Raw genomic sequence first — 20,628 nt, forward strand, 5'->3', positions numbered from 1 at the left:
AATTGACGATTGGTCGACTATCCGCGGCAGGGGAATAGCAATGAAGGCGGTGATTCTTGCCGGCGGGCTGGGGACGCGCATCAGCGAGGAGTCTCACCTCAGGCCCAAGCCCATGATTGAGATCGGTGGTAAGCCGATTCTCTGGCACATCATGAAAATCTACTCCCATCACGGTATTCAGGACTTTGTCATTTGCCTAGGTTACAAGGGCTATGTGATCAAGGAGTACTTCGCCAATTACTTTCTGCACATGTCCGATGTGACCTTCGACATGTCCAACAACACCATGGAAGTGCATCAACGTTACGTTGAGCCATGGCGTGTAACGTTGGTCAATACTGGCGAGGACACCCTCACTGGCGGCCGCCTGCGAAGAGTGCGCGAGCATTTGGATGACAACGAGCCGTTCTGCTTCACCTATGGCGACGGGGTGGCAGACATTGATATTCGTGCCCTGATCGATTTCCACAAGCGCCATGGAAAGCCGGCAACGGTCACCGCTATCCAGCCTCCAGGTCGTTATGGGGCACTGAACATGGAGGGTGACCGGGTGGGTGCCTTTCAGGAAAAGCCCGCGGGTGACGGTGCCTGGATCAATGGCGGATTCTTCGTTCTAGAACCCTCGGTCATTGACTACATCGACGGCGACCAGAGCAGTTGGGAGGGCGAGCCGCTGACGCGACTTGCTGAGCAGGATCAGCTCATGGCGTTCCGTCATCGCGGCTTCTGGCAGGCGATGGATACGCTGCGCGACAAGAATCAGTTGAACGATCTATGGTACGGCGGGGAGGCACCATGGCGGGTGTGGTGCTGAGCGACGCGTTCTGGCGTGGCAAGCGCGTTTTACTGACAGGGCATACCGGCTTCAAAGGCAGCTGGCTTGCCATGAAACTTAATGCCTGGGGCGCCCAGGTGACTGGCTATGCATTGCCTCCTGACGCAACGCCCTGCCTTAGCCAGGTCGCTGGAGTCGATGCGCTGATCGACGGCCGTCATGGTGATCTGCGAGATATTCACGCCCTGCACGCTGTAGTAGACGAGGTGAAACCTGAAATCGTGCTGCATCTGGCTGCGCAGGCACTGGTGCGCCGTGGTTACGAAGACCCCTTGGGAACCTACTCCAGCAACGTTATGGGCACGCTGAACCTGCTCGAAGCGGTGCGCCAGGTGGGCGGTGTCAGGGCCTGCGTGGTCGTCACGACCGACAAGGTCTATGCGAATCAGGAGTGGGCCTGGCCCTATCGTGAGAATGAAGCGCTGGGCGGGCATGATCCTTACAGCAGCAGCAAAGCCTGTTGCGAGTTGCTGGTACAGTCTTTCGCGGCTTCCTATTTTCCCCCAGCCCGTCATGGCGAGCATGGATTGGCGGTAGCCACTGCCCGTGCCGGAAATGTACTGGGCGGCGGCGACTTTGCGGCAGACAGACTGGTGCCCGATATTCTTGCCTCATGGGACGCGGGCAGGCCTGTGGTATTACGCTATCCCGATGCAGTACGTCCTTGGCAGCATGTGCTGGAGCCACTTGCGGGCTATTTGCAGCTCGCACAGGGATTGTACGAACAAGGGACGCTCTTCCAAGGCGCCTGGAACTTTGGACCAACAGATGCCGACTGTTGCAGTGTGGCCGAACTGGTCGCCGCTATGAGCCGTCTCTGGCCTGATGCTCCGGGTTTCAGCCTGCAGCCCGTGTCATTGCATGAAGCCGGCATGCTACGCCTGGACAGCAGCAAGGCCCGGCAATTGTTGGGATGGCGTCCACGGTGGGGGCTTCAGCAGTGTCTGGAGCGAACGCTCGCTTGGCACCAGGCCTGGAAGCGGGGCGATGAGGTTTGCAGCCTTTCCCTACAACAGATTGCCGAACACTGGGAGACGCAGTGAGCACGTTGCAGTTGATCGACTTGCCGCTAGCCGGCTTGCAGTTGTTGCATCAGCGAAGCCACGAGGATGATCGAGGACGCTTCACTCGACTGTTCTGCGAGGGTTTTCTGGCTGATAACGGCGCGGCATTCTCGATTCGCCAGATCAATCATTCCCTGACCCGTGAGCGTGGCACCGTGCGGGGCTTGCACTTCCAGTTTCCGCCTCATGCAGAAAGCAAGCTGATCAGTTGTTTGCGTGGTTGTGTCTGGGATGTCGTAGTGGATGTGCGTCGAGGCTCTCCGACGTTCCTGAGTTGGCATGCTGAGCTGCTGGAAGAGGGCAGGGCAACTGCGCTGCTGATTCCTCCAGGATTCGCCCATGGTTTCCAGACCCTGACCAATGATGCCGAGCTGTTGTACCTGCACAGTGCTGACTACGCCCCTACTCACGAAGGCGGGCTTTCAGTTCATGATGCTCGTTTGGGTATCCGCTGGCCGTTGCCAATTCTCAATCTGTCCGATCGCGACGGCGGGCATCCGTTGCTCGATGAGCACTTCGAGGGAGTCGAAGTATGAAATGTCGTGGCTGCGGTGTGCCGTTGCACCTTTGTTTGATCGATCTCGGGACAGCACCGCCTTCCAATGCTTATCTCGGTGTCGATCAACTCGATCAGGCCGAGTCCTGGGTGCCTCTGCGGGTGATGGTCTGTGAAGCTTGCTGGTTGGTGCAGACTGAGGACTATCGCTCTGCCGATACGTTGTTCGACCCTACCTATGCGTATTTCAGTTCGTACTCGAGCAGTTGGCTCGAGCACGCACGATGTTATGTCGACACGATGATCGCGCGTTTCGGTCTGAGTAGAGATAGCTGCGTGGTCGAGATCGCCGCCAACGACGGCTACCTTCTGCAGTATGTTGCCGCTGCAGATATCCCTTGTCTGGGGGTGGAGCCGACTGCCAGTACCGCTGCCGTGGCTCGAGCGCGAGGTCTGGAGATACGCGAGCGTTTCTTCGGCGTCGGTGTCGCCGATGAGCTGCGAGCTCAGGGTTGGGCTGCTGACCTGATGGTGGCCAACAACGTCCTTGCGCATGTGCCGGACATCAACGATTTTCTGCAGGGTTTTTCCCGGCTATTGAAGGCGAATGGTGTGGTTACGTTCGAGTTTCCGCATCTGCTCAAGCTGATAGAGAGTCATCAGTTCGATACGCTTTACCATGAGCATTACTCTTACCTCTCTCTGTTGTCTGTACAGCTGTTGTGTCAGCGCAATGGACTGTCCATCTTCGACGTTGAAGAACTGCCTACGCACGGGGGGTCATTACGCGTTTTTGCGCAGCGTGACTCGGCTGATCGCCTACCTAGCGAGGCCGTGGGCGCTCTGATGCAGTGTGAGCGAGACGCTGGAATGACGCATGCCGATTACTACGCCACCCTCGCCCCGGCGGCACAACGCATCAAGCACGATCTGCTCCGCTTCCTTCTGCAATGTCAAAAGGAGGGCAAGCGTGTGGCTGCCTATGGTGCCGCTGCGAAGGGCAATACGCTGCTTAACTACGCGGGCGTGCGAGAGGATCTGCTGTCCTGGGTCGCCGACATCAGCCCACACAAGCAGGGTAAGTTTCTTCCGGGCAGCCGTATTCCCATTGTCTCTCCTGAGCGGATAAATGATGAGCAGCCCGACTACCTGGTGATTCTACCCTGGAATCTGCTGGACGAAGTCATGCATCAGCAGGCTGGCATACGCGACTGGGGGGGGCGATTTGTCGTCGCGATTCCGGAGCTGCGCATTCTATGAAGCGAATCCACTACACCAAGCCCAGCGTCGGTGAGCTTGAGCTCGACTACGTTACCGATGCGGTACGCAATGGTTGGGGGGAATGCTGTTACGACTATATCCACCGTTTGCAAAAGGATTTTGCCGGTTATCTGGGGGTAGATCATGCGGTCGCCACGTCCAGTTGTACGGGGGCGCTGCATCTTGGGCTGCGTGCACTAGGCATCGGTCCAGGGGACGAAGTCATCCTTGCCGATATCAACTGGATCGCTTCCGCAGCGCCGATTCTCTACGTTGGGGCGACCCCTGTCGTCGTCGATATACTTGCGGACTGCTGGTGCCTGGACCCCGATGCCGTGCGTGCGGCCATCACTCCGCGAACACGGGCTATCCTCGCGGTACACCTGTACGGCAATCTGGCCGCGCTGGAGGCGCTACAGGCCATTGCCGATGCCCATGGGTTGGCGTTGATCGAAGATGCGGCCGAAGCATTGGGCTCGATCTACAAAGGGCACATGGCTGGCAGTCTCTCGACCTTTTCGGTGTTCTCCTTTCATGGCACCAAGGTCATGACCACAGGGGAAGGTGGCATGCTCGCCACCGACGATGCTGAACTGGCGCGACGGGTGGAGCAGTTGAACAACCATGGACGTGCAGCGGGCGATATGCGCCAGTTCTGGCCTTCTGAGTTGGGGCACAAGTACAAGATGTCGAACCTGCAGGCCGCCCTGGGTTGTGCTCAACTGGAACGCATTGAGGAGCTGGTGCAGCGTAAACGGGAGATTTTTGCCCGCTATCAGCATCAGCTGACAGCAGCGCTGCCGGGGGTATACATGAATCCGGAACCCGAGGGATGCCGCAACAGTTACTGGATGCCCACGCTGGTGCTGCCGTCGAATAGTCCAGTGGCCATGCCAGCGGTGCTCGAACGAATGCGTCAGGCAGGTATTGATGCCCGAATCTTCTTCCAGCCGCTCAGCGATACGCCGGTCTTTGCCGGTCTGGACAACCGGAAGACGCCGGTCGCACACGACCTCGCCACGCGCTCGTTTAACCTGCCCAGTTACCACGACTTGAGCGTGGAGGATCAGCAGTATGTCATCGCCACAGTTGTGGCTGCCGTGCGTGCCGAAGGGGAGAATGCATGATGTCCCGGCTCTTGCTGAGCGACAGTCAGCGTCAAACCTTCGAGCGAGATGGCGTACTGGTGATTCCCGGGTTCTACGACCTTGAGCGTGACATTCTTCCGATTCAGCGTGGGATCTACGACATCATCGGTCTGGTACTGGACAAGTATCGTCTGGCTGTCGAGCGTGCACCGTTCTCCGCCGCCACCTTCGACAGTGGTTACCAGGATTTGATTGCGGCCAATCGGTCGTACGGTGGTGAAGTCTACGATGCGGTCAAACAGATTCCAGCTTTCGTCCGCCTAGTCGTCAACCAGAGGCATGACCAACTGCTCTGTGAGCTGCGCGGGCCTTCTGCGATCCCTGGTGTGGCTGCAGGTGGATACGGCATTCGTATCGACAATCCAGGGGAGGACCGTTTCCGAGCGCACTGGCACCAGGAATACCCGGCTCAGTTGCGTAGCCTAGACGGCTTGGTCTACTGGAGCCCGCTGCTCGTCGTGAGTGAGGAAATGGGACCGGTACGATTCTGCCTGGGCTCTCATCACCTGGGTCCGGTTGCGGTGACCAGCAAAGAGGAGGACGGGCGTAGCGCTGCCTATGCACTGGTTCTGCACCAAGAACAGAAGTGCATTGCACCTTTCACCCAGATCGCCCCGCTGACTTCACCAGGGGATCTGGTCGTGGTGGACTTTCTCGTACTGCATGCCTCTGGCTACAACCGGGCACAACGTTCGCGCTGGTCGATGCAGCTGCGTTACTTCAATTTCAGTGAACCCACTGGGCGAGCCCACGGTTGGAAGGGTTCTTATGCTGCTGGAGTGGATTTTCGCGACGTCCATCCGGAGCTTTTCACAAAGCAGGAGGGGGAATGACTCTGACCCGTTGCCAGGTATGTGGGGGCACTGATCTGGATCTGCTCTACGAGATGAGGTCTGGATTGGCGCTCACCTCCCTTGGCGAGACCTATCCCGCCTCTACGCGCGTGTGGGCATGCGTCGACTGCTCTCACCTGCAGACCGACGAGATGGAGCAGGTCGAGCAATACTATTCCGAGCAGTACAACATCCTCTCCGACAGCGAGGAGGAAGATCAGATCTACGAGGTGCGCGATGGCAAACCGCTGTATCGTACCGAACACCAGTTACGAGTACTGCTGGACAAGCTGCCACTGCCAGCAGGGGCGCGAGTGCTGGACTATGGTTGCGCCAAGAGTTCGACCATGCAGGCGTTGCTCAGGGTGCGTGGCGACCTGCAGGTCCATCTATTCGACGTGAGTGACAACTATCGTCGGTTCTGGGAGCGCTTTTTACCTGAGGAGCGCTGTGCGACCTTCGAGCCACAGAGGCAATGGATCGACAGCTTCGATTTGGTGACGTCTTTCTTCGCCCTTGAGCACATCGTCAAGCCATTGGATGCTCTCCAGGCGATCTTCCGCCAGGTGCGCCCGGGTGGGCACTTCTACTGCGTCGTGCCGGACGTCGAGTCCAACATTGCCGATTTCATCGTTGTGGATCACGTCAACCATTTCACTGAGCTGTCCCTTGCGTATCTCCTGCAGCAGTCCGGTTTCGAGGTGGAGGTGATTGATCGTTCCAGCCATCGTGGTGCATTCGTCGTGCTGGCCCGGCGTCCTCTTTCTGTGCTGCCTCAGGTCGAGCCTGAGGCGGAGAGGGTGGCGGTCCAGCTCCAAGCGTTACGCAGTATCGCCGCGTTCTGGCAGGGGGCAGTTGATCGCGTTACATCGTTTGTCGCCGAGCAGGCGCCGGATCGACCTCTGGCCGTTTATGGGGCTGGTTTCTATGGTTCGTTCTTGACTGCTTGCCTCGGTGGTGCAGACAGGATCAGTTGCTTCGTCGATCAGAACCCCTTCCTCCAGGGGCGAACCCTATTCGGTAAGCCCGTAGTGGCGCCGGCAGACCTCTCACCGCTGATCGATACCCTGCTGGTGGGGCTCAATCCTGCCCATGCGGAGCGGATCATCGCCGAGATTCCAGCATTTCATTCGCGCGCGCTGCGCTGCTTCTTTCTTTGAGGTTCCAATGCTTGAAGGACAAGGTATCGAGTTGCGTGCTTGGCGAGAGAGCGATCTGAATACGCTCTGCGCGCTGCGCAACGATCTGGCATTGCAGGATTTACTGCTGACCCAGGCGCGACCCGGTTCGCTGGAGCGGGTGCGGCGCTGGCTCGTCGACAAGAGTGACCAGGAACAGGTGTTGTTCTTCGTGGTCGGCAGGCAAGGGACGGGCCAGTGCCTGGGCTATATCCAATTGGTGAACCTCCGGGTACTGCACGGTACTGCCGAGCTGGGCATCTGCTTGGCGCCGGAGGCACAGGGTAAGGGGGTCGGACGCGCAGCACTGCAACTGCTGGAAAACTATGCGCAGCAAGTGTTCGCCTTGCGCAAGATCGTCCTGCAGGTTCTGGCGGAGCAGGGTGCGGCCGAGTTCTATCGACGGGTCGGTTACCGGGAGGTTGGGTGTCTGCAAGCCCACGTATTCCAGAATGGCCAGTACCGTGACGTACTCGTCATGGAGAGGCTCCTCGAACCATGAAGGTGGTGATTTCCCAGGCCATGTTCTTTCCCTGGCCGGGCTTCCTTGAGCAACTGTGCCTGGCCGATGTGTTCGTTCATTACAATGACGTGCAGTTCTCCAAGGGCAGCTTTGCCAATCGTGTGCAGGTCAAGACCTCTGCGGGGGTTAGATGGCTCACGGCGCCGCTGTCTGGTCTGGAGTTGGGGCAGCGCATCGAGGACGTGCGCCTGGATACGCGTACTGACTGGCGTGCACGGCACCAGGAACTCATGCGTCAGGCGTATGCCGTCGCCCCCTATCGCGACGATATGCTGGCGTTGCTGGCAGACGTCTATGCCAGCCGATGCGAAACCGTCGCTAGCCTGAGTGACCGCTCACTGAAAGCCCTGTGCGATTACTTCGCCATCGGAAGCCGGACTCGCTTCATGCATGTTGGGGACCTGGGGATTGGTGGGGTTGGCAGCCAGCGCGTGCTGGATATTGTCCTGGCGCTTGGCGGCGATACTTATATAACAGGACTTGGCGCCCGCAATTACCTTGATCATCGAGCCTTCGAGCGCGCCGGGATCGAGGTGCGTTATATGAATTACAGCAAGACGCCCTATGCACAGTTGCATGGTGCTTTCACCCCCTTCGTGTCCAGTCTCGATCTACTCGCCAATTGTGGCCGAGAGGGCAACGGGCTGATTCAACCCAGTACAGTATCCTGGCGGGAGTTCCTTGAAAATGAATGAGCTAGAGCGTTTTGCGGCCGAGGTAGAGGCCAATATCGAGGGGTTGCACAACGATCATGATGTGCAGGCGCTCTCGCGTATCTGGCTACGTGAGATTACCCGGCACAAGTACGCCTACAACTTCCGCTGGATGGGACGGCCGATCATCCAGTTCCCGCAGGACATGATGGCGATGCAGGAACTGATCTGGCAGATCAAACCGGATCTGATTATCGAAACCGGTATCGCCCATGGTGGTTCGGCGCTCTATTACGCTTCCTTGCTGGAATTGGTCGGTGGTGATGGCTATGTCCTGGGGATCGATATCGACATTCGCGAACACAACCGTGCGGAAATCGAGAGCCATCCCATGAGCAAGCGTCTGAAGATGATCCAGGGATCGTCCATTGATTCCGAAACGGTTCGCCAGGTCGCAAGTCATGCGCGTGACAAAGAGCGTGTGCTGGTCATTCTCGATTCCAACCATACTCATGATCACGTACTTGAGGAGCTGCGTGCATACTCCCCGTTCGTAACGTCGGGCAGTTATCTCGTGGTGTACGACACTTTGATCGAGGACATGCCTGAGGACTTGCAATCGTCAGATCGACCGTGGGGGTTGGGCAACAATCCGAAAACAGCTGTCAGAGAGTTTCTTAAGGAAAATGACCGATTCGAGGTGGATCAACGTCTGGTCAATAAGCTGCTCATCACCGTTGCGCCAGAGGGCTATCTGCGCTGTGTAGGTTGATACGTTTGGCGAGAGAGTGCCATCAAGCATTTCGCCAGCAGACCGACAGTGTCTTGCGGCGTACATCACTATTGCGGTTGCGGGGAAGCCCATGTCAAAGCTGGAACACAAAATCGTCGTTACGGTGCCGGTCTACAACGAAGGGCCTTACATCCTGCAGACCCTGGAATCCGTGGCGGCACAAACCTACTCGGACTTTCAGGTTCTGATTGCCGATAACGCGTCCACGGATGAGACGGAGCGCATCTGTCGCGACTTCTGCGCTCGCGATGCCCGCTTTCACTATGCTCGCCATGAGAGCAACCTGGGCGCCACCGCAAACTTCAAGTACTGCTTTGACCACTCGGAGTCAGAGCTCTTCATGTGGCTCGGCGGTCACGACATGCTGCACCCCGAGTTCCTCCAAGAGGCGTGTGCGCGGATGGATGCTGATCCGAGCCTCAGCCTCGTATACAGTCAGACCCAGTGGATCAACGAGCACAATCAGGTGCTTGGGAACACCAATGGCGGCAACTATGTATTTCAGGAACCGCTGACTCCGCACGCGCGCTTTATCAAAATGCTGAATGCGCTGGATCGCTGCGAGGCCATTAATCAGATTATCCGGCGCAAGTTCGTCGACTTGCCATTTCGGCCCATCGTCAGTGCGGATCTGGTTTTCCTTTGCCACCTTGCGGCTCACGGGCCTTTCGCTCGCATAGAACGCCCTCTTTATATCCGACGGGAGATCAGCAAGCGCACGTCCACCATGATGGAGCGCATCACTGGCAAGCGGGTTGCCCCCCAATACGAGGAGTTGGCAGCTTTCTTTACCGAGAGCATTTGCTCCCATCGTGATATCGCACCGGCAGCCAAGCCGGAGTTGATCACGGAAACCTTGACCTGGCTGAACAATCGCTTTTCCATCTTCACCCCTGCGAAAGTAGCGCCGGCAGCCGCCCCGCAGGCTGAAACACCTCCTCCATTCTTCAGCGTGATCATGCCTGTCTACAACCGCGAGCGTTATGTGCGCGAAGCGATCGACTCGGTACTGTTGCAGGACGACGGGGATTTCGAACTGATCGTGGTTGACGATGGCTCGACCGATCGATCCCTTGAGGTTATCTGCTCGATTTCGGATCCGAAAATCCGACTGCTGCATAACGACCACGGTGGAGGTGCTTCGGCGCGTAACTGCGGGCTTTCCGCAGCCCGCGGGCAGTTCGTGGTATGGATCGATAGTGACGATAGGCAGGCCAAGGGGGCGCTCAGCGCAATCCGTCGTAGCATCGCGGCAAACCCTGATGCGGATGTGTTCTATGGCGATCTGGAAATCTTCGACGATCAATCCAGCAACGAAAAAACGCTGCGTACCCACTACCCCGATTACCAGGGGCAGTCGTTACTGCCTTTGCTGATTCAAGGCAACTGCCTGCCCAATCCGGGTACCGCTGTGCGTCGCTCGCTTTATGAAACCTATGGCGGCTACGACCTCGCTTTCACGCGCTGTCATGACTATCAGATTTGGACTCGTCTAGCGGATGCTGCCCAGTTCAAGAAGGTTGATGCAATTCTCTGCCATTGGCGTCAGCACGATGAGAGCTTGTCCAGTGCCAAGACCAAGGCCTTCGAGGCCAAGGTCGTCCTGGATGCCTTTGCCCGCTACCCGGTAAACCGGTTGTTCCCTGATCTGGGGGCAGCTGCGGATGACCAGGCGCAGGCGTGCTGGCGGATTTCACAAATCCTGCGGGCACTGGGGGAGCACTCGACAGCACTACGTGTCGCCTACAAGGCAAGTGCGTTGGGGAATGTGAGTGTTCAAGCTCTTTCCGAGTTGGAGCAACTAGCTGGGACGGCATACGCACCGCTGTTCTCCATCATCCTCACCACCTACAACCGCGCCGATCTGCTCAAGGATGCCCTGGCCAGCGTCGGCAGCCAGACGCTGCGCGATTTCGAAGTCATCCTGGTCAACGACAATGGCGAGCCGGTCGAGCAGTTGCTGGCGGCCTGCGACTTTCCTGTCACCTATATCCGCCAGGGGCGCAACCAGGGGCTGTCGGCGGCACGCAACGCGGGGCTTGCGCTGGCGCGTGGGCGTTACATCGTCTATCTCGACGACGACGACATCTACCTGCCCAACCACCTGGCCGTGCTGGCCGAGGCCTTCGAGCAGCATCCGGGGAGCGTCATCTATACCGGGGTCGAGTACGTCAACGAGAAGCTGGAGGACGGGCAGCGCATCGAGCTGGAGCGCGGCCAGCCGTTCAAGCACGAGACGTTCGACCGCGACCGGCTGTTCGTGCAGAACTACATCCCGGTGAACACCTGGGCGCATCCGCGCGAGATGCTCGCCACGGTCGGTGAGTTCGACACCGATCTCGCCGCATTCGAAGACTGGGACATGCTGCTGCGCCTGGCCACGCGCTACCCGTTCGTGCATGTCCCCACCGTTACCAGTGAAGTGCATACACGGGCGCCTGGCGCCGGTGGCGACCACATGCTGGGACGTGAGCGCAAGAACTTCCCGGCACTCTACCGAGAACTCTATGGGCGTTATGTCGGCTCCTCCAGTGACGGCTTGCAGCGTGATCGCGAGAAGATGCTGCGCAGCCTCGGCGAACCGGTCAGGAGCGACCTGGCTCAGTGGCTGGCCGAACGCCTGCCAACGGTCAGCGAGAACCGCCAGATCGGCGAGTACCTGCAGCATCATCAGGGCGGGCCGCTGATCGGTGTGGTGGTGGTCGATGCGCAGGGGCAGTCCGAAGCGTTGATGGTGACGCTCAAGAGCCTGATCGGCGAGCACTGCCTGTATGCGACGTTGCGCATTCTGGTGATCACCCCAGCGGACGTGCCGGCCACCTCGGCGACGGACAAGCTGCATTTCCTGCGCATGACCGACGAGCCCCTGGCTGCGCAGGTCAATCGCGCGGTCGAGGCGAGTGACTGCCAGTGGTTCATGCTGGCGAGCGCGGGCGACGAGTTCACCCAGAGCGGGTTGATGGTGGCGGGGCTGGAACTGGCCCGCAATGCGGACTGCCGTGCGGTTTACGGCGACCAGTTGCAGCGCCTGCCGGACGGTAGCCTGGGCGGGGCTTTCCTGCCGGGGTTCAATCTCGATCTGCTGCTCAGCTTCCCCATGGTGATGGCGCGCCACTGGTTGTATCGCCGCGATCTGTTCCTGGCCTGTGGCGGCTTCGACTTGGCGTTCCCTGAGGCCTTCGAGTTCGAGTTGCTGACCCGGCTCATCGAGCAGGAGGGCCTGGCCGGGCTGGGCCATATCGATGAGCCGTTGCTGATCGCTCATGCCCCGGCGCTGCGTGACAACCCGGACGAGCGCAGGGTGATCGAGCGCCATCTGGGCAATCGCGGATATGAGGCCAAGGTACTGCCGGGCCTGCCGGGTCGCTATCGGGTTCACTACGGCCATGCGGCCACGCCGCTGGTGTCTATCATCCTCGGCACGGACGTGCCGCTGGCCGCCCTGCAGCGTTGTATCGAGAGCCTGCTGGAGAAGACCGCTTACGCTCGCTACGAAGTGCTGCTGGCCGATGCCGGCAGCCACCCGGATGTCAGTGCCTGGCTGAGTGAAGTGGCGGCGCTTGGCGATGACAAGGTCCGGGTGATCGCAGGAGGCAGCGGGTTGGCGCAGAATCGGGCGGCGGAGCAGGCGAGGGGAGAGTACCTGTTGCTGCTTTGCGGTGACGCCGCCATCGTCAACGCCGATTGGCTCGACGAATTGCTCAACCATGCCCAGCGTCCCGAAGTCGGAGTGGTGGGCGGCAAGTTGCTGACGCCTGGCGGGCGTATCGCCCAGGCCGGCCTGCTGCTCGGGCTCAATGGTCCGGCAACGCCTGCCTTCGCGGGCGAGTCCATGGAGGCTGCGGGATACCTGCATCGTCTCCAGGTCGATCAGAACTACAGCGCCGTTGGCGAAGCCTGCCTGATGGTTCGCGCGGAGCTCTTCCAGCAGCTGGGTGGCCTCGATGCACAGCTGGCCGCCTTCCGCGATGTGGACCTGTGCCTGCGGGTTCGCGCGGCAGGCTACCTGACGGTGTGGGCCGCGAATGCGATCGTGCTGCATGAGGCCGAACAGGTGCGAGCAGGCGCCGCTGCGGAGGATCAGCTGTACGAGCGTTACCTGCCGCAGCTGGCTAACGATCCGGCCTACAACCGCAACCTGGCGTTGAGCGGGCGTGGTTTCGATCTGGAGAGCGACGTGTCGCTCACCTGGCGCCCCTTGAGCTGGCGGCCCTCGCCCGTGGTGCTGGCGCATCCGGCCGATCCCTGGGGGTGTGGCCACTACCGGGTGATCCAGCCCTTGGCGGCGCTCAAGGCGCAAGGTCTGGCCGATGGCACCCTGTCCATGGGGCTGCTCTCGGTGACCGACTTCGAACGCTACGACCCCGACGTCGTGGTGCTGCAGCGGCAGATCGGCGACGAGCGTCTGGAGGCCATGCGTCGCATCCAGCGGTTCTCGCGTGCATTCAAGATCTACGAGCTGGACGACTACCTGCCCAACCTGCCACTAAAGAGCGTGCACCGCGCGCACATGCCGCGTGACATCCTCAAGTCGCTGCGTCGCGGGCTGGAGTTCGTCGATCGCTTCGTGGTCTCCACGGCGCCGCTGGCCGATGCATTCGCCGGGCTGCATGGCGATATCCGGGTGATCGAGAATCGTCTGCCGGTGAAATGGTGGAAGGGCTTGGAGAGCCAGCGCCGGCGTGGACGCAAGCCGCGTGTCGGCTGGGCGGGCGGGGTCAGCCATACCGGTGACCTGGACCTGATCGTCGATGTCGTGCGCGAACTGGCGGGCGAGGTCGAGTGGGTGTTCATGGGCATGTGCCCGGACGTGATCCGGCCGTTCGTTAATGAAATCCACGCGGGTGTCGATATCGAGTCTTACCCGGCTGCTCTGGCTGGTCTGGATCTGGACCTGGCCCTGGCGCCCGTGGAGCAGAACCTGTTCAACGAGTGCAAGAGCAATCTGCGTCTCCTCGAATATGGCGCCTGTGGTTTCCCGGTGGTGTGCAGCGACCTGGTGTGCTACCGCGGCGACCTGCCGGTGACCCGGGTGAAGAATCGCTTCCGTGACTGGGTCGACGCCATCCGCATGCACATCAACGATCTCGATGCGGCAGCGGTTGCGGGGGATCGTTTGCGTGACGCGGTCTACCGCGACTGGATGCTAGATGGAGAGAATCTGCAGCGTTGGCGCCAGGCCTGGACGCCTGATTGATGCGCAAATGGGCCGTCGGACCCCTCGCTTGGTCCGACGGTTTTCAGTCAAAGCCGGCCTTTGGCTATCAAGGATCGGTTAAGTGACTGAGTAGAAAGAATAAAAAAAAGCTGAAAATTGTCTCTAAAGCTCCTTAGGCAAGCGCCGATAAAGAGATCGAATGCGAACTCTCTGGGCGTCTGAGCATGCAGGCCCGAGCTCGCAAGCTCAGACAAACGGTTCTACGGTCATCTGGAGGCAATACCATGGCCCTTACAGTCAACACCAACGTTGCGTCCCTCAACACTCAACGTAACCTGAACAGCTCGTCCAAAGGCCTGGATACTTCCCTCCAGCGCCTGTCCACCGGCTATCGCATCAACAGCGCCAAAGACGACGCTGCCGGCCTGCAGATCGCCAACCGCCTGACCAGCCAGATCACCGGCCTGGGCGTCGCGACCCGTAACGCCAACGACGGTATCTCCCTGGCGCAGACCGCTGAAGGTGCTCTGCAGCAGTCCACCGGCATCCTGCAGCGTATGCGTGACCTGGCGCTGCAATCCGCCAACGGCTCCAACGGCGCTACCGAACGTGCTGCACTGCAGGGCGAAGTCGCCCAGCTGCAACAGGAACTGAACCGTATCGCCGACACCACCAGCTTCGGTGGTCGCAAGATCCTCGACGGCAGCTTCGGTTCGCAGAGCTTCCAGGTCGGTGCCAATGCCTACGAAACCATCAGCGTTTCCATCGGCTCGGCCGCTACCGATCGCATCGGTATCAACCGCTTCACCACCGACGGTGGTGCCGCTCAGGCCATCGCTTCCGGTGCCGCGTTCAGCGCCACCTCGGGCAGCGCCTACGGCAGCTCCTCGTTCAACATCAACTCCAAGCTGTCCGACGGCAACGTCGCCATCTCGGGCGCGGCCAGCGGTGCCGCCAGCGAAGTGGCTCGCGCTGTCAACGCGAAGAGCGATGAAACCGGCGTGACCGCCAACGCACGTACCGTTGCCGAGCTGGGTGGTATCACCGTTTCGGGTACTGTGTCCTTCGACCTCACCGGCCTGACCAGCAAGTCGCTGTCCACCGATGCTGTCAGCATCTCGGCAGTGGTGACTGACCTGACCGACCTGTCTTCCCTGGCAGATGCGATCAACCGTGAAACCGGCAAAACTGGTATCTCGGCTGTATCCAAGGGCGACACCATCGAACTGGTCAGCTCTCGCGGTGATGCGATCCAGGTCTCCAACTACGCGGGCTCCGGTGGTGCGACTCTGCAGGCCAAGAGCTTCGACGGCGAGACTACCGTCGGCACTGCAGCTACCATCGCTGTTGGCGGCGGTGCGCGGGCTGATGGCCAGGTGCAGCTGGAAGCAGCCGACGCCTTCCAGGTTAGCGGTCTGACCGGTGGTCTGGGTACCGACGGCTTCAGTGAGCTCGATGCGGTGAACACGATCGATATCAGTACCGCGACGGGGGCTCAGGATGCACTGGGTATCATCAACGGTGCGATCTCCAACATCGACAGCCAGCGTGCTCAGCTCGGTGCCGTGCAGAACCGCTTCGAGAACACCATCTCGAACCTGCAGAACATCGCTGAGAACTCCTCCGCTGCTCGTAGCCGGATTCGTGACACCGACTTCGCTGCCGAAACTTCGGAACTGACCAAGAATCAGATCCTGCAGCAGGCCGGTACCGCAATCCTGGCTCAGGCCAACCAGTTGCCGCAGGCAGTACTCAGCCTGCTGGGTTAAGGCCAAAGGCGCTAGACTACGGGGGGAAGGGCCAGGCTCTTTCCCCCGTTACCTCATTGTGAGGAGAAATTTATGGACGTCAGCTCAATCAAGCCTCAGGTCAGCTCCACGGTTGTCCGCGATGGTGGCGTCTCCAACGCTGCTGATTCACGCCCGAAACAGGGTCTCGCCGGTGTCGCTGCGGCTAGCGTGACTGACGAACAGTCAACCGCTCGCCCCGTACCACCCGCTCAGGATGTCAGTCGTGAGCAGGTCGAGGACGCGGTGGCGACCATTCAGGAATTCGTCCAGTCGGTCCGTCGCAATATCAACTTCGCGGTGGACGATGGTTCCGGACGAGTCGTGGTCAAGGTGACGGATTCCGGGTCCGGTGATGTCATCCGGCAGATTCCGTCCGAGGAAGCGCTCAAGCTGGCAGAGAATCTGTCGGAGGTGCGCAGTCTGTTATTCAAGGCCGAGGCATAGCGTCACGTCTTGGCATGAGTTTTGACTGTATTCCCTTATCGATAGGATGCAGTCGAATTTTTGACGAGGTACAGGATCATGGTAGGTATCACTGGGCTCGGTTCGGGGATTGACATCGACTCAATCGTCAAGACTCTGGTCAATGCCGAAAAAGCACCGAAAACCAACCAGCTTGACCTTCTCGAGAAGCAGACCACCACGCGCATCTCGGCATTGGGCACGCTCACCGGGGCGCTGAACACGTTCAAGACGGCGATCGATGCGCTCAACAAACCTGCCTTGTTCGAGTCGCGCACGGCCAGTTCGTCGAGCAGCAGTGTGCTCAAGGCAACCGCCACCACTACTGCCTCGGCGGGCACCTACAGTGTTCAGGTCCAGCAGCTGGCGGCCAGCAGCAAGGTCGCGCTGCAGTCAGTGTCTGCGTCCGGCAGCACGCCGGCCACGTTCAATAGCGGCACGCTGGAGATCTCGGCGGGCACCAGCAGTATCAGCGTCGACATTACCGAGGCCAACAACACCTTGGCCGGTATGCGCGATGCCATCAACGAGGCCGGCAAGACTAGCGGCATCAGCGCGGCCATCATCACCGATGACTCGGGCTCGCGCCTGGTACTCAGCTCGACCAAGACCGGCGCGGGCAACGATATCCAGGTGGCGGTCACCGAGGATGGTGTTACCACCGGCAGTAACGCGCTGACCAGCCAGGCCTTTACGCCGACGGTCGATCCCGGAAACGCCGATGCGTTTCTCAAGCCCAGTTCCGATACCGGTGCAGGTGGTGTGATCACTCAGGCCAAGTCCGCCAAACTGACCATCGACGGTCTGCAACTGGTGCGCAACAGCAACAAGATCGAGGATGCGCTCGAGGGCGTGACGATCGATCTGGTTTCGGCCCAGAGCGCTACCGACCTGACCGATGGCAAGACCATCAGCCTCACGGTGGGGGTCGACAAGGCCAGTGTCAAAAGCAACCTGCAGAAATTCGTCGACGCCTACAACGCCCTGATTTCGTCGTCTGCGCAGTTGACCGCAGTCGTCGAGGTAGAGGGCTCCGATCCGGTGGCAGGGCCGCTGGTGGGGGACTCCACGGTGCGTAGCGTGATGTCCGGGCTGCGCAACGAAATCGTGAAGATGACCGGTGGCAGCGAGGACAGCGTCAAGGCGCTGGCCAGTCTCGGCATCACCACCGACGAAGATGGCAAGCTGTCTATCGACGACACCCTGCTGACGACCGCGCTCGACAGCAATTTCGACCAGGTCGGCAGCTATCTCACGGGCGAAGACGGTCTGATGGGGCGCCTGTCGGGCTTCGTTTCGGGCTATGTGGCGACCGATGGCGTACTGAAGCAGCGTGACAGCGCCCTGCGTGGCACCTTGCAGAACATCGACAAGCAGCGCGAGTCGCTGGACAAGCGTGTGGAGAGCCTGCAAACGCGCCTCTACGCTCAATACAACGCCATGGATTCCCTGGTGGGGCAGCTCTCGCGAACCAGTGAAAGCCTGGGCAGCATGCTGGCCAACCTGCCTGGTTTCGTGAAGAAGGACAGCTAAACGATGAGCAAGAATCCGATTGATGCCTACAAGCAGGTCAAGACCAGCCAGGAGGTATCACCTTACCGCACGGTGCAGCTGTTGCTCGAAGGTGCGCTGCAGCGCGTGATGCTGGCCAAGCAGGCCCTGGCCGAAGGCGATACCGAGATCCGCGGGATGGCCGTGGGCAGCACCATCACCATCCTGGGCGTGCTGCAGGCTGCGCTCGACAAGGAGCTGGGCGGGGAAATCGCCGAGAACCTGGATGCGCTCTATGACTACATGACGCGCCGTCTGGCAGGTGTCGCCCTGGATGACACGCCGCGTACCCTCGATGAAGTTCAGGCACTGCTGGGTGACATCAAGGGTGCCTGGGATGCCATCGGCCCGGAAGTCGAGCCCGCCCCGGCAAGTTGAGATTGCGGCTAAAGCTTTTCTCGCCAGCGCCGATACCTTAGGTATCAGCCCATCGGTAGAGCGAGAGCAACTATGAACGCAATGGCGGCCCTCAGGCAGTATCAGACCGTCAACAACCAGGCCCAGGCTGCGGAAGCCAGCCCTCATCGTCTGATCCAGATGTTGATGGAAGGTGGCCTGTCTCGTATTGCCCAGGCGCGCGGCGCCATGGAGCGTGGCCAGACCTCCCTGAAGGGCGAGCTGATCGGCAAGAGCATTGCCATCATCTCGGGGCTGCGCGAAAGTCTCGATCATCAACAGGGTGGCGAGCTGGCGGGTAATCTCGACAACCTGTACGAGTACATGATTTCCCGTTTGACCGAGGCCAACGTCAGCAATGAGCCCGAGCTCCTCGAAGAGGTGTCGGGATTGCTGCGCAACGTCAAACAGGGTTGGGATGCCATCGCCCAGTAGTGGCCGGCATCGGAGGAGAAGCGAATGAGTTCATCCGTTCAGCGTTTGCAGGCGACCGGCTCGGCCATGCGTGACGCCCTGGCCAAGCAGGACTGGGCTGCCATCGGCGAGCTTGACCTGCAATGCCGCATGGCGGTCGATGCGGCGATGATCGACAGCCGCGACGAAGAGGAGCTGCGTGTCAGCATGGAAAACCTGCTCGGCCTGTACCGTGAGCTGGTTGCCGTCTGTCAGGCGGAGCAGCGCCGTCTCGCGGGTGAGCTGGTGCAGCTCAATCAGTCCCACCAGGGCGCCAAGGTCTATCAGCTTTTCGGTTGATTTCCCGGTGTTACCGAGTTTAACCAGCAGGTTCGACTCGGTTTGCCTCTTTCCGCTTTTCCTGCCTCTCTCTGTTTCATCGGTTGCCACTACCCGGCTTCGCCGGCAAGTGCTTAGCTAGAGCCAGGCGCGAGTGAAAAAAGTTACGTCATAAAATTGACTGGCTTCAATTTTTTGACTTTACTAGTGGCCAATTGCCGGATCGCGCCGGGCATCTGGCGCGTCGTTCCCTACACTCTTCGGGTCAGACAAACACAAGATGTGGCGTGAAACCAAAATCCTGTTGATCGATGACAACGCTGCGCGTCGTCATGAGTTGGCGATCATCCTGAATTTCCTCGGTGAAGAGCACCTGGCCTGTACGAGCCTGGATTGGCGCAGCGCCGTTGCGGACCTCGACTCCAGCCGTGAGGTGCTCAGCGTGTTGCTGGGTGACGTCGAGGCCAAGGGCGGCGCGCTCGAGCTGACCAAGCAGATCGTCGGCTGGGACGAGTTCCTGCCGTTGCTGACGGTCGGGGAATCGTCGATCGGCGAGTGGCCGGAGGACCTGCGCAGGCGCGTGCTGGCCAGCCTGGAAACCCCGTTGAGCTACAACAAGCTGCTCGACTCTCTGCATCGCGCCCAGGTCTACCGGGAAATGTACGATCAGGCCCGTGATCGCGGGCGTCAGCGCGAGCCCAACCTGTTCCGCAGCCTGGTCGGCACCAGTCGCGCCATTCAGCAGGTGCGGCAGATGATGCAGCAGGTCGCCGATACCGAAGCGAGCGTGCTGATTCTGGGCGAATCGGGTACCGGCAAGGAGGTGGTGGCGCGCAACCTGCACTACCACTCCAAGCGCCGTGAGGCTCCTTTCGTGCCGGTCAACTGCGGGGCCATTCCGGCCGAGTTGCTGGAGAGCGAGCTGTTCGGTCATGAGAAGGGGGCGTTCACCGGCGCCATCACCAGCCGGGCAGGGCGCTTCGAGCTGGCCAACGGCGGTACCCTGTTCCTCGACGAGATCGGCGACATGCCGCTGCCGATGCAGGTCAAGCTGCTGCGTGTGCTGCAGGAGCGCACCTTCGAGCGTGTGGGCAGCAACAAGACCCAGACTGCCGATGTGCGCATCATCGCGGCCACGCATAAGAACCTGGAGAAGATGATCGAGGATGGCAGTTTCCGTGAGGATCTGTACTACCGCCTCAACGTCTTCCCCATCGAGATGGCACCGCTGCGCGAGCGCATCGAAGACATCCCGCTGCTGATGAACGAGCTGATCTCGCGCATGGAGCACGAGAAGCGTGGCTCGATCCGCTTCAACTCGGCGGCCATCATGTCGCTGTGTCGCCATGACTGGGCGGGCAACGTGCGCGAGCTGGCCAACCTGGTCGAGCGCATGGCGATCATGCATCCCTATGGCGTGATCGGCGTTGGCGAGCTGCCGAAGAAGTTCCGTCACGTGGATGACGAGGACGAGCAACTGGCCGCCACCCTGCGCGATGAAATGGAAGAGCGCGCCGCGATCATGGCCGGGTTGCCGGGGCTCGACACGCCGGCCATGCTGCCGCCCGAGGGCCTGGACCTGAAGGACTACCTCGGCAACCTCGAGCAGGGGTTGATCCAGCAGGCGCTGGATGATGCCGGCGGCGTCGTCGCGCGGGCGGCCGAGCGCCTGCGCATTCGTCGTACCACGCTGGTGGAGAAGATGCGCAAGTACGGCATGAGTCGTCGTGAAGAGGAAGGTCAGGACGACGACTGA

General features: G+C 60.2%; 18 protein-coding genes. All 18 read left to right on the top strand.

Annotated features, from left to right (window positions below):
• The first annotated feature begins 40 nt into the window (after positions 1-40).
• The 18 genes from rfbF to EPK82_RS00990 all read left to right on the top strand — a co-directional run bounded on the left by rfbF (position 41) and on the right by EPK82_RS00990 (position 20,628).
• Positions 41-814, top strand: a complete 774-nt coding sequence (rfbF, locus tag EPK82_RS00905) for a glucose-1-phosphate cytidylyltransferase (RefSeq protein WP_134675516.1) — start codon at positions 41-43, stop codon at positions 812-814.
• Positions 796-1,878 carry a CDP-glucose 4,6-dehydratase gene (rfbG, locus tag EPK82_RS00910; protein WP_134675517.1) on the top strand — a complete coding sequence of 361 codons (1,083 nt, stop codon included), beginning with the start codon at positions 796-798 and terminating at the stop codon, positions 1,876-1,878. Before rfbF ends, rfbG begins: the two co-directional genes overlap by 19 nt.
• The gene (locus EPK82_RS00915) at positions 1,875-2,435 is read left to right on the top strand and encodes a dTDP-4-dehydrorhamnose 3,5-epimerase family protein (RefSeq protein WP_134675518.1); all 561 of its coding nucleotides are present in this window, start codon (positions 1,875-1,877) and stop codon (positions 2,433-2,435) included. The genes rfbG and EPK82_RS00915 overlap by 4 nt, the downstream gene beginning before the upstream one ends.
• Positions 2,432-3,655 carry a class I SAM-dependent methyltransferase gene (locus EPK82_RS00920; RefSeq protein ID WP_134675519.1) on the top strand — a complete coding sequence of 408 codons (1,224 nt, stop codon included), beginning with the start codon at positions 2,432-2,434 and terminating at the stop codon, positions 3,653-3,655. The genes EPK82_RS00915 and EPK82_RS00920 overlap by 4 nt, the downstream gene beginning before the upstream one ends.
• Complete coding sequence (locus tag EPK82_RS00925; RefSeq protein ID WP_134675520.1) at positions 3,652-4,782, top strand: DegT/DnrJ/EryC1/StrS family aminotransferase; 1,131 nt, start codon at positions 3,652-3,654, stop codon at positions 4,780-4,782. The genes EPK82_RS00920 and EPK82_RS00925 overlap by 4 nt, the downstream gene beginning before the upstream one ends.
• On the top strand, positions 4,782-5,636 hold the full coding sequence (locus EPK82_RS00930) for a phytanoyl-CoA dioxygenase family protein (RefSeq protein ID WP_134675521.1): 855 nt from the start codon (positions 4,782-4,784) through the stop codon (positions 5,634-5,636). Before EPK82_RS00925 ends, EPK82_RS00930 begins: the two co-directional genes overlap by 1 nt.
• Positions 5,633-6,796, top strand: a complete 1,164-nt coding sequence (locus tag EPK82_RS00935) for a class I SAM-dependent methyltransferase (RefSeq protein WP_134675522.1) — start codon at positions 5,633-5,635, stop codon at positions 6,794-6,796. The genes EPK82_RS00930 and EPK82_RS00935 overlap by 4 nt, the downstream gene beginning before the upstream one ends.
• 7 nt (positions 6,797-6,803) lie before the next feature.
• Positions 6,804-7,316 (top strand): GNAT family N-acetyltransferase, encoded by a 513-nt coding sequence (locus EPK82_RS00940; protein ID WP_167494314.1) that lies wholly within the window; start codon positions 6,804-6,806, stop codon positions 7,314-7,316.
• Positions 7,313-8,032 (top strand): WbqC family protein, encoded by a 720-nt coding sequence (locus tag EPK82_RS00945; RefSeq protein ID WP_134675524.1) that lies wholly within the window; start codon positions 7,313-7,315, stop codon positions 8,030-8,032. The genes EPK82_RS00940 and EPK82_RS00945 overlap by 4 nt, the downstream gene beginning before the upstream one ends.
• Positions 8,025-8,762, top strand: coding sequence for a cephalosporin hydroxylase family protein (locus EPK82_RS00950; protein ID WP_134675525.1), 738 nt, complete (start codon positions 8,025-8,027; stop codon positions 8,760-8,762). The genes EPK82_RS00945 and EPK82_RS00950 overlap by 8 nt, the downstream gene beginning before the upstream one ends.
• A 91-nt stretch (positions 8,763-8,853) precedes the next feature.
• Complete coding sequence (locus EPK82_RS00955) at positions 8,854-13,980, top strand: glycosyltransferase (protein ID WP_134675526.1); 5,127 nt, start codon at positions 8,854-8,856, stop codon at positions 13,978-13,980.
• Positions 13,981-14,225: 245 nt separating this feature from the next.
• Complete coding sequence (locus EPK82_RS00960; protein ID WP_037050397.1) at positions 14,226-15,710, top strand: flagellin; 1,485 nt, start codon at positions 14,226-14,228, stop codon at positions 15,708-15,710.
• Between the two features lie 72 nt (positions 15,711-15,782).
• A complete protein-coding gene (locus EPK82_RS00965; RefSeq protein ID WP_037050398.1) occupies positions 15,783-16,175 on the top strand; it encodes a flagellar protein FlaG in 393 nt (130 codons plus the stop codon).
• A gap of 78 nt (positions 16,176-16,253) precedes the next feature.
• Complete coding sequence (fliD, locus tag EPK82_RS00970) at positions 16,254-17,726, top strand: flagellar filament capping protein FliD (RefSeq protein WP_134675527.1); 1,473 nt, start codon at positions 16,254-16,256, stop codon at positions 17,724-17,726.
• A gap of 3 nt (positions 17,727-17,729) precedes the next feature.
• On the top strand, positions 17,730-18,122 hold the full coding sequence (gene fliS / locus EPK82_RS00975; protein WP_047586157.1) for a flagellar export chaperone FliS: 393 nt from the start codon (positions 17,730-17,732) through the stop codon (positions 18,120-18,122).
• A gap of 72 nt (positions 18,123-18,194) precedes the next feature.
• The gene (gene fliS / locus EPK82_RS00980; protein ID WP_037050404.1) at positions 18,195-18,575 is read left to right on the top strand and encodes a flagellar export chaperone FliS; all 381 of its coding nucleotides are present in this window, start codon (positions 18,195-18,197) and stop codon (positions 18,573-18,575) included.
• A gap of 24 nt (positions 18,576-18,599) precedes the next feature.
• Complete coding sequence (locus EPK82_RS00985) at positions 18,600-18,893, top strand: flagellar protein FliT (protein WP_134675528.1); 294 nt, start codon at positions 18,600-18,602, stop codon at positions 18,891-18,893.
• A 259-nt stretch (positions 18,894-19,152) separates the two neighbouring features.
• Positions 19,153-20,628 carry a sigma-54 dependent transcriptional regulator gene (locus EPK82_RS00990; RefSeq protein ID WP_037050409.1) on the top strand — a complete coding sequence of 492 codons (1,476 nt, stop codon included), beginning with the start codon at positions 19,153-19,155 and terminating at the stop codon, positions 20,626-20,628.

The organism is Ectopseudomonas khazarica, from assembly GCF_004521985.1.
GTDB classification, from domain to species: Bacteria; Pseudomonadota; Gammaproteobacteria; order Pseudomonadales; family Pseudomonadaceae; genus Aquipseudomonas; species Aquipseudomonas khazarica.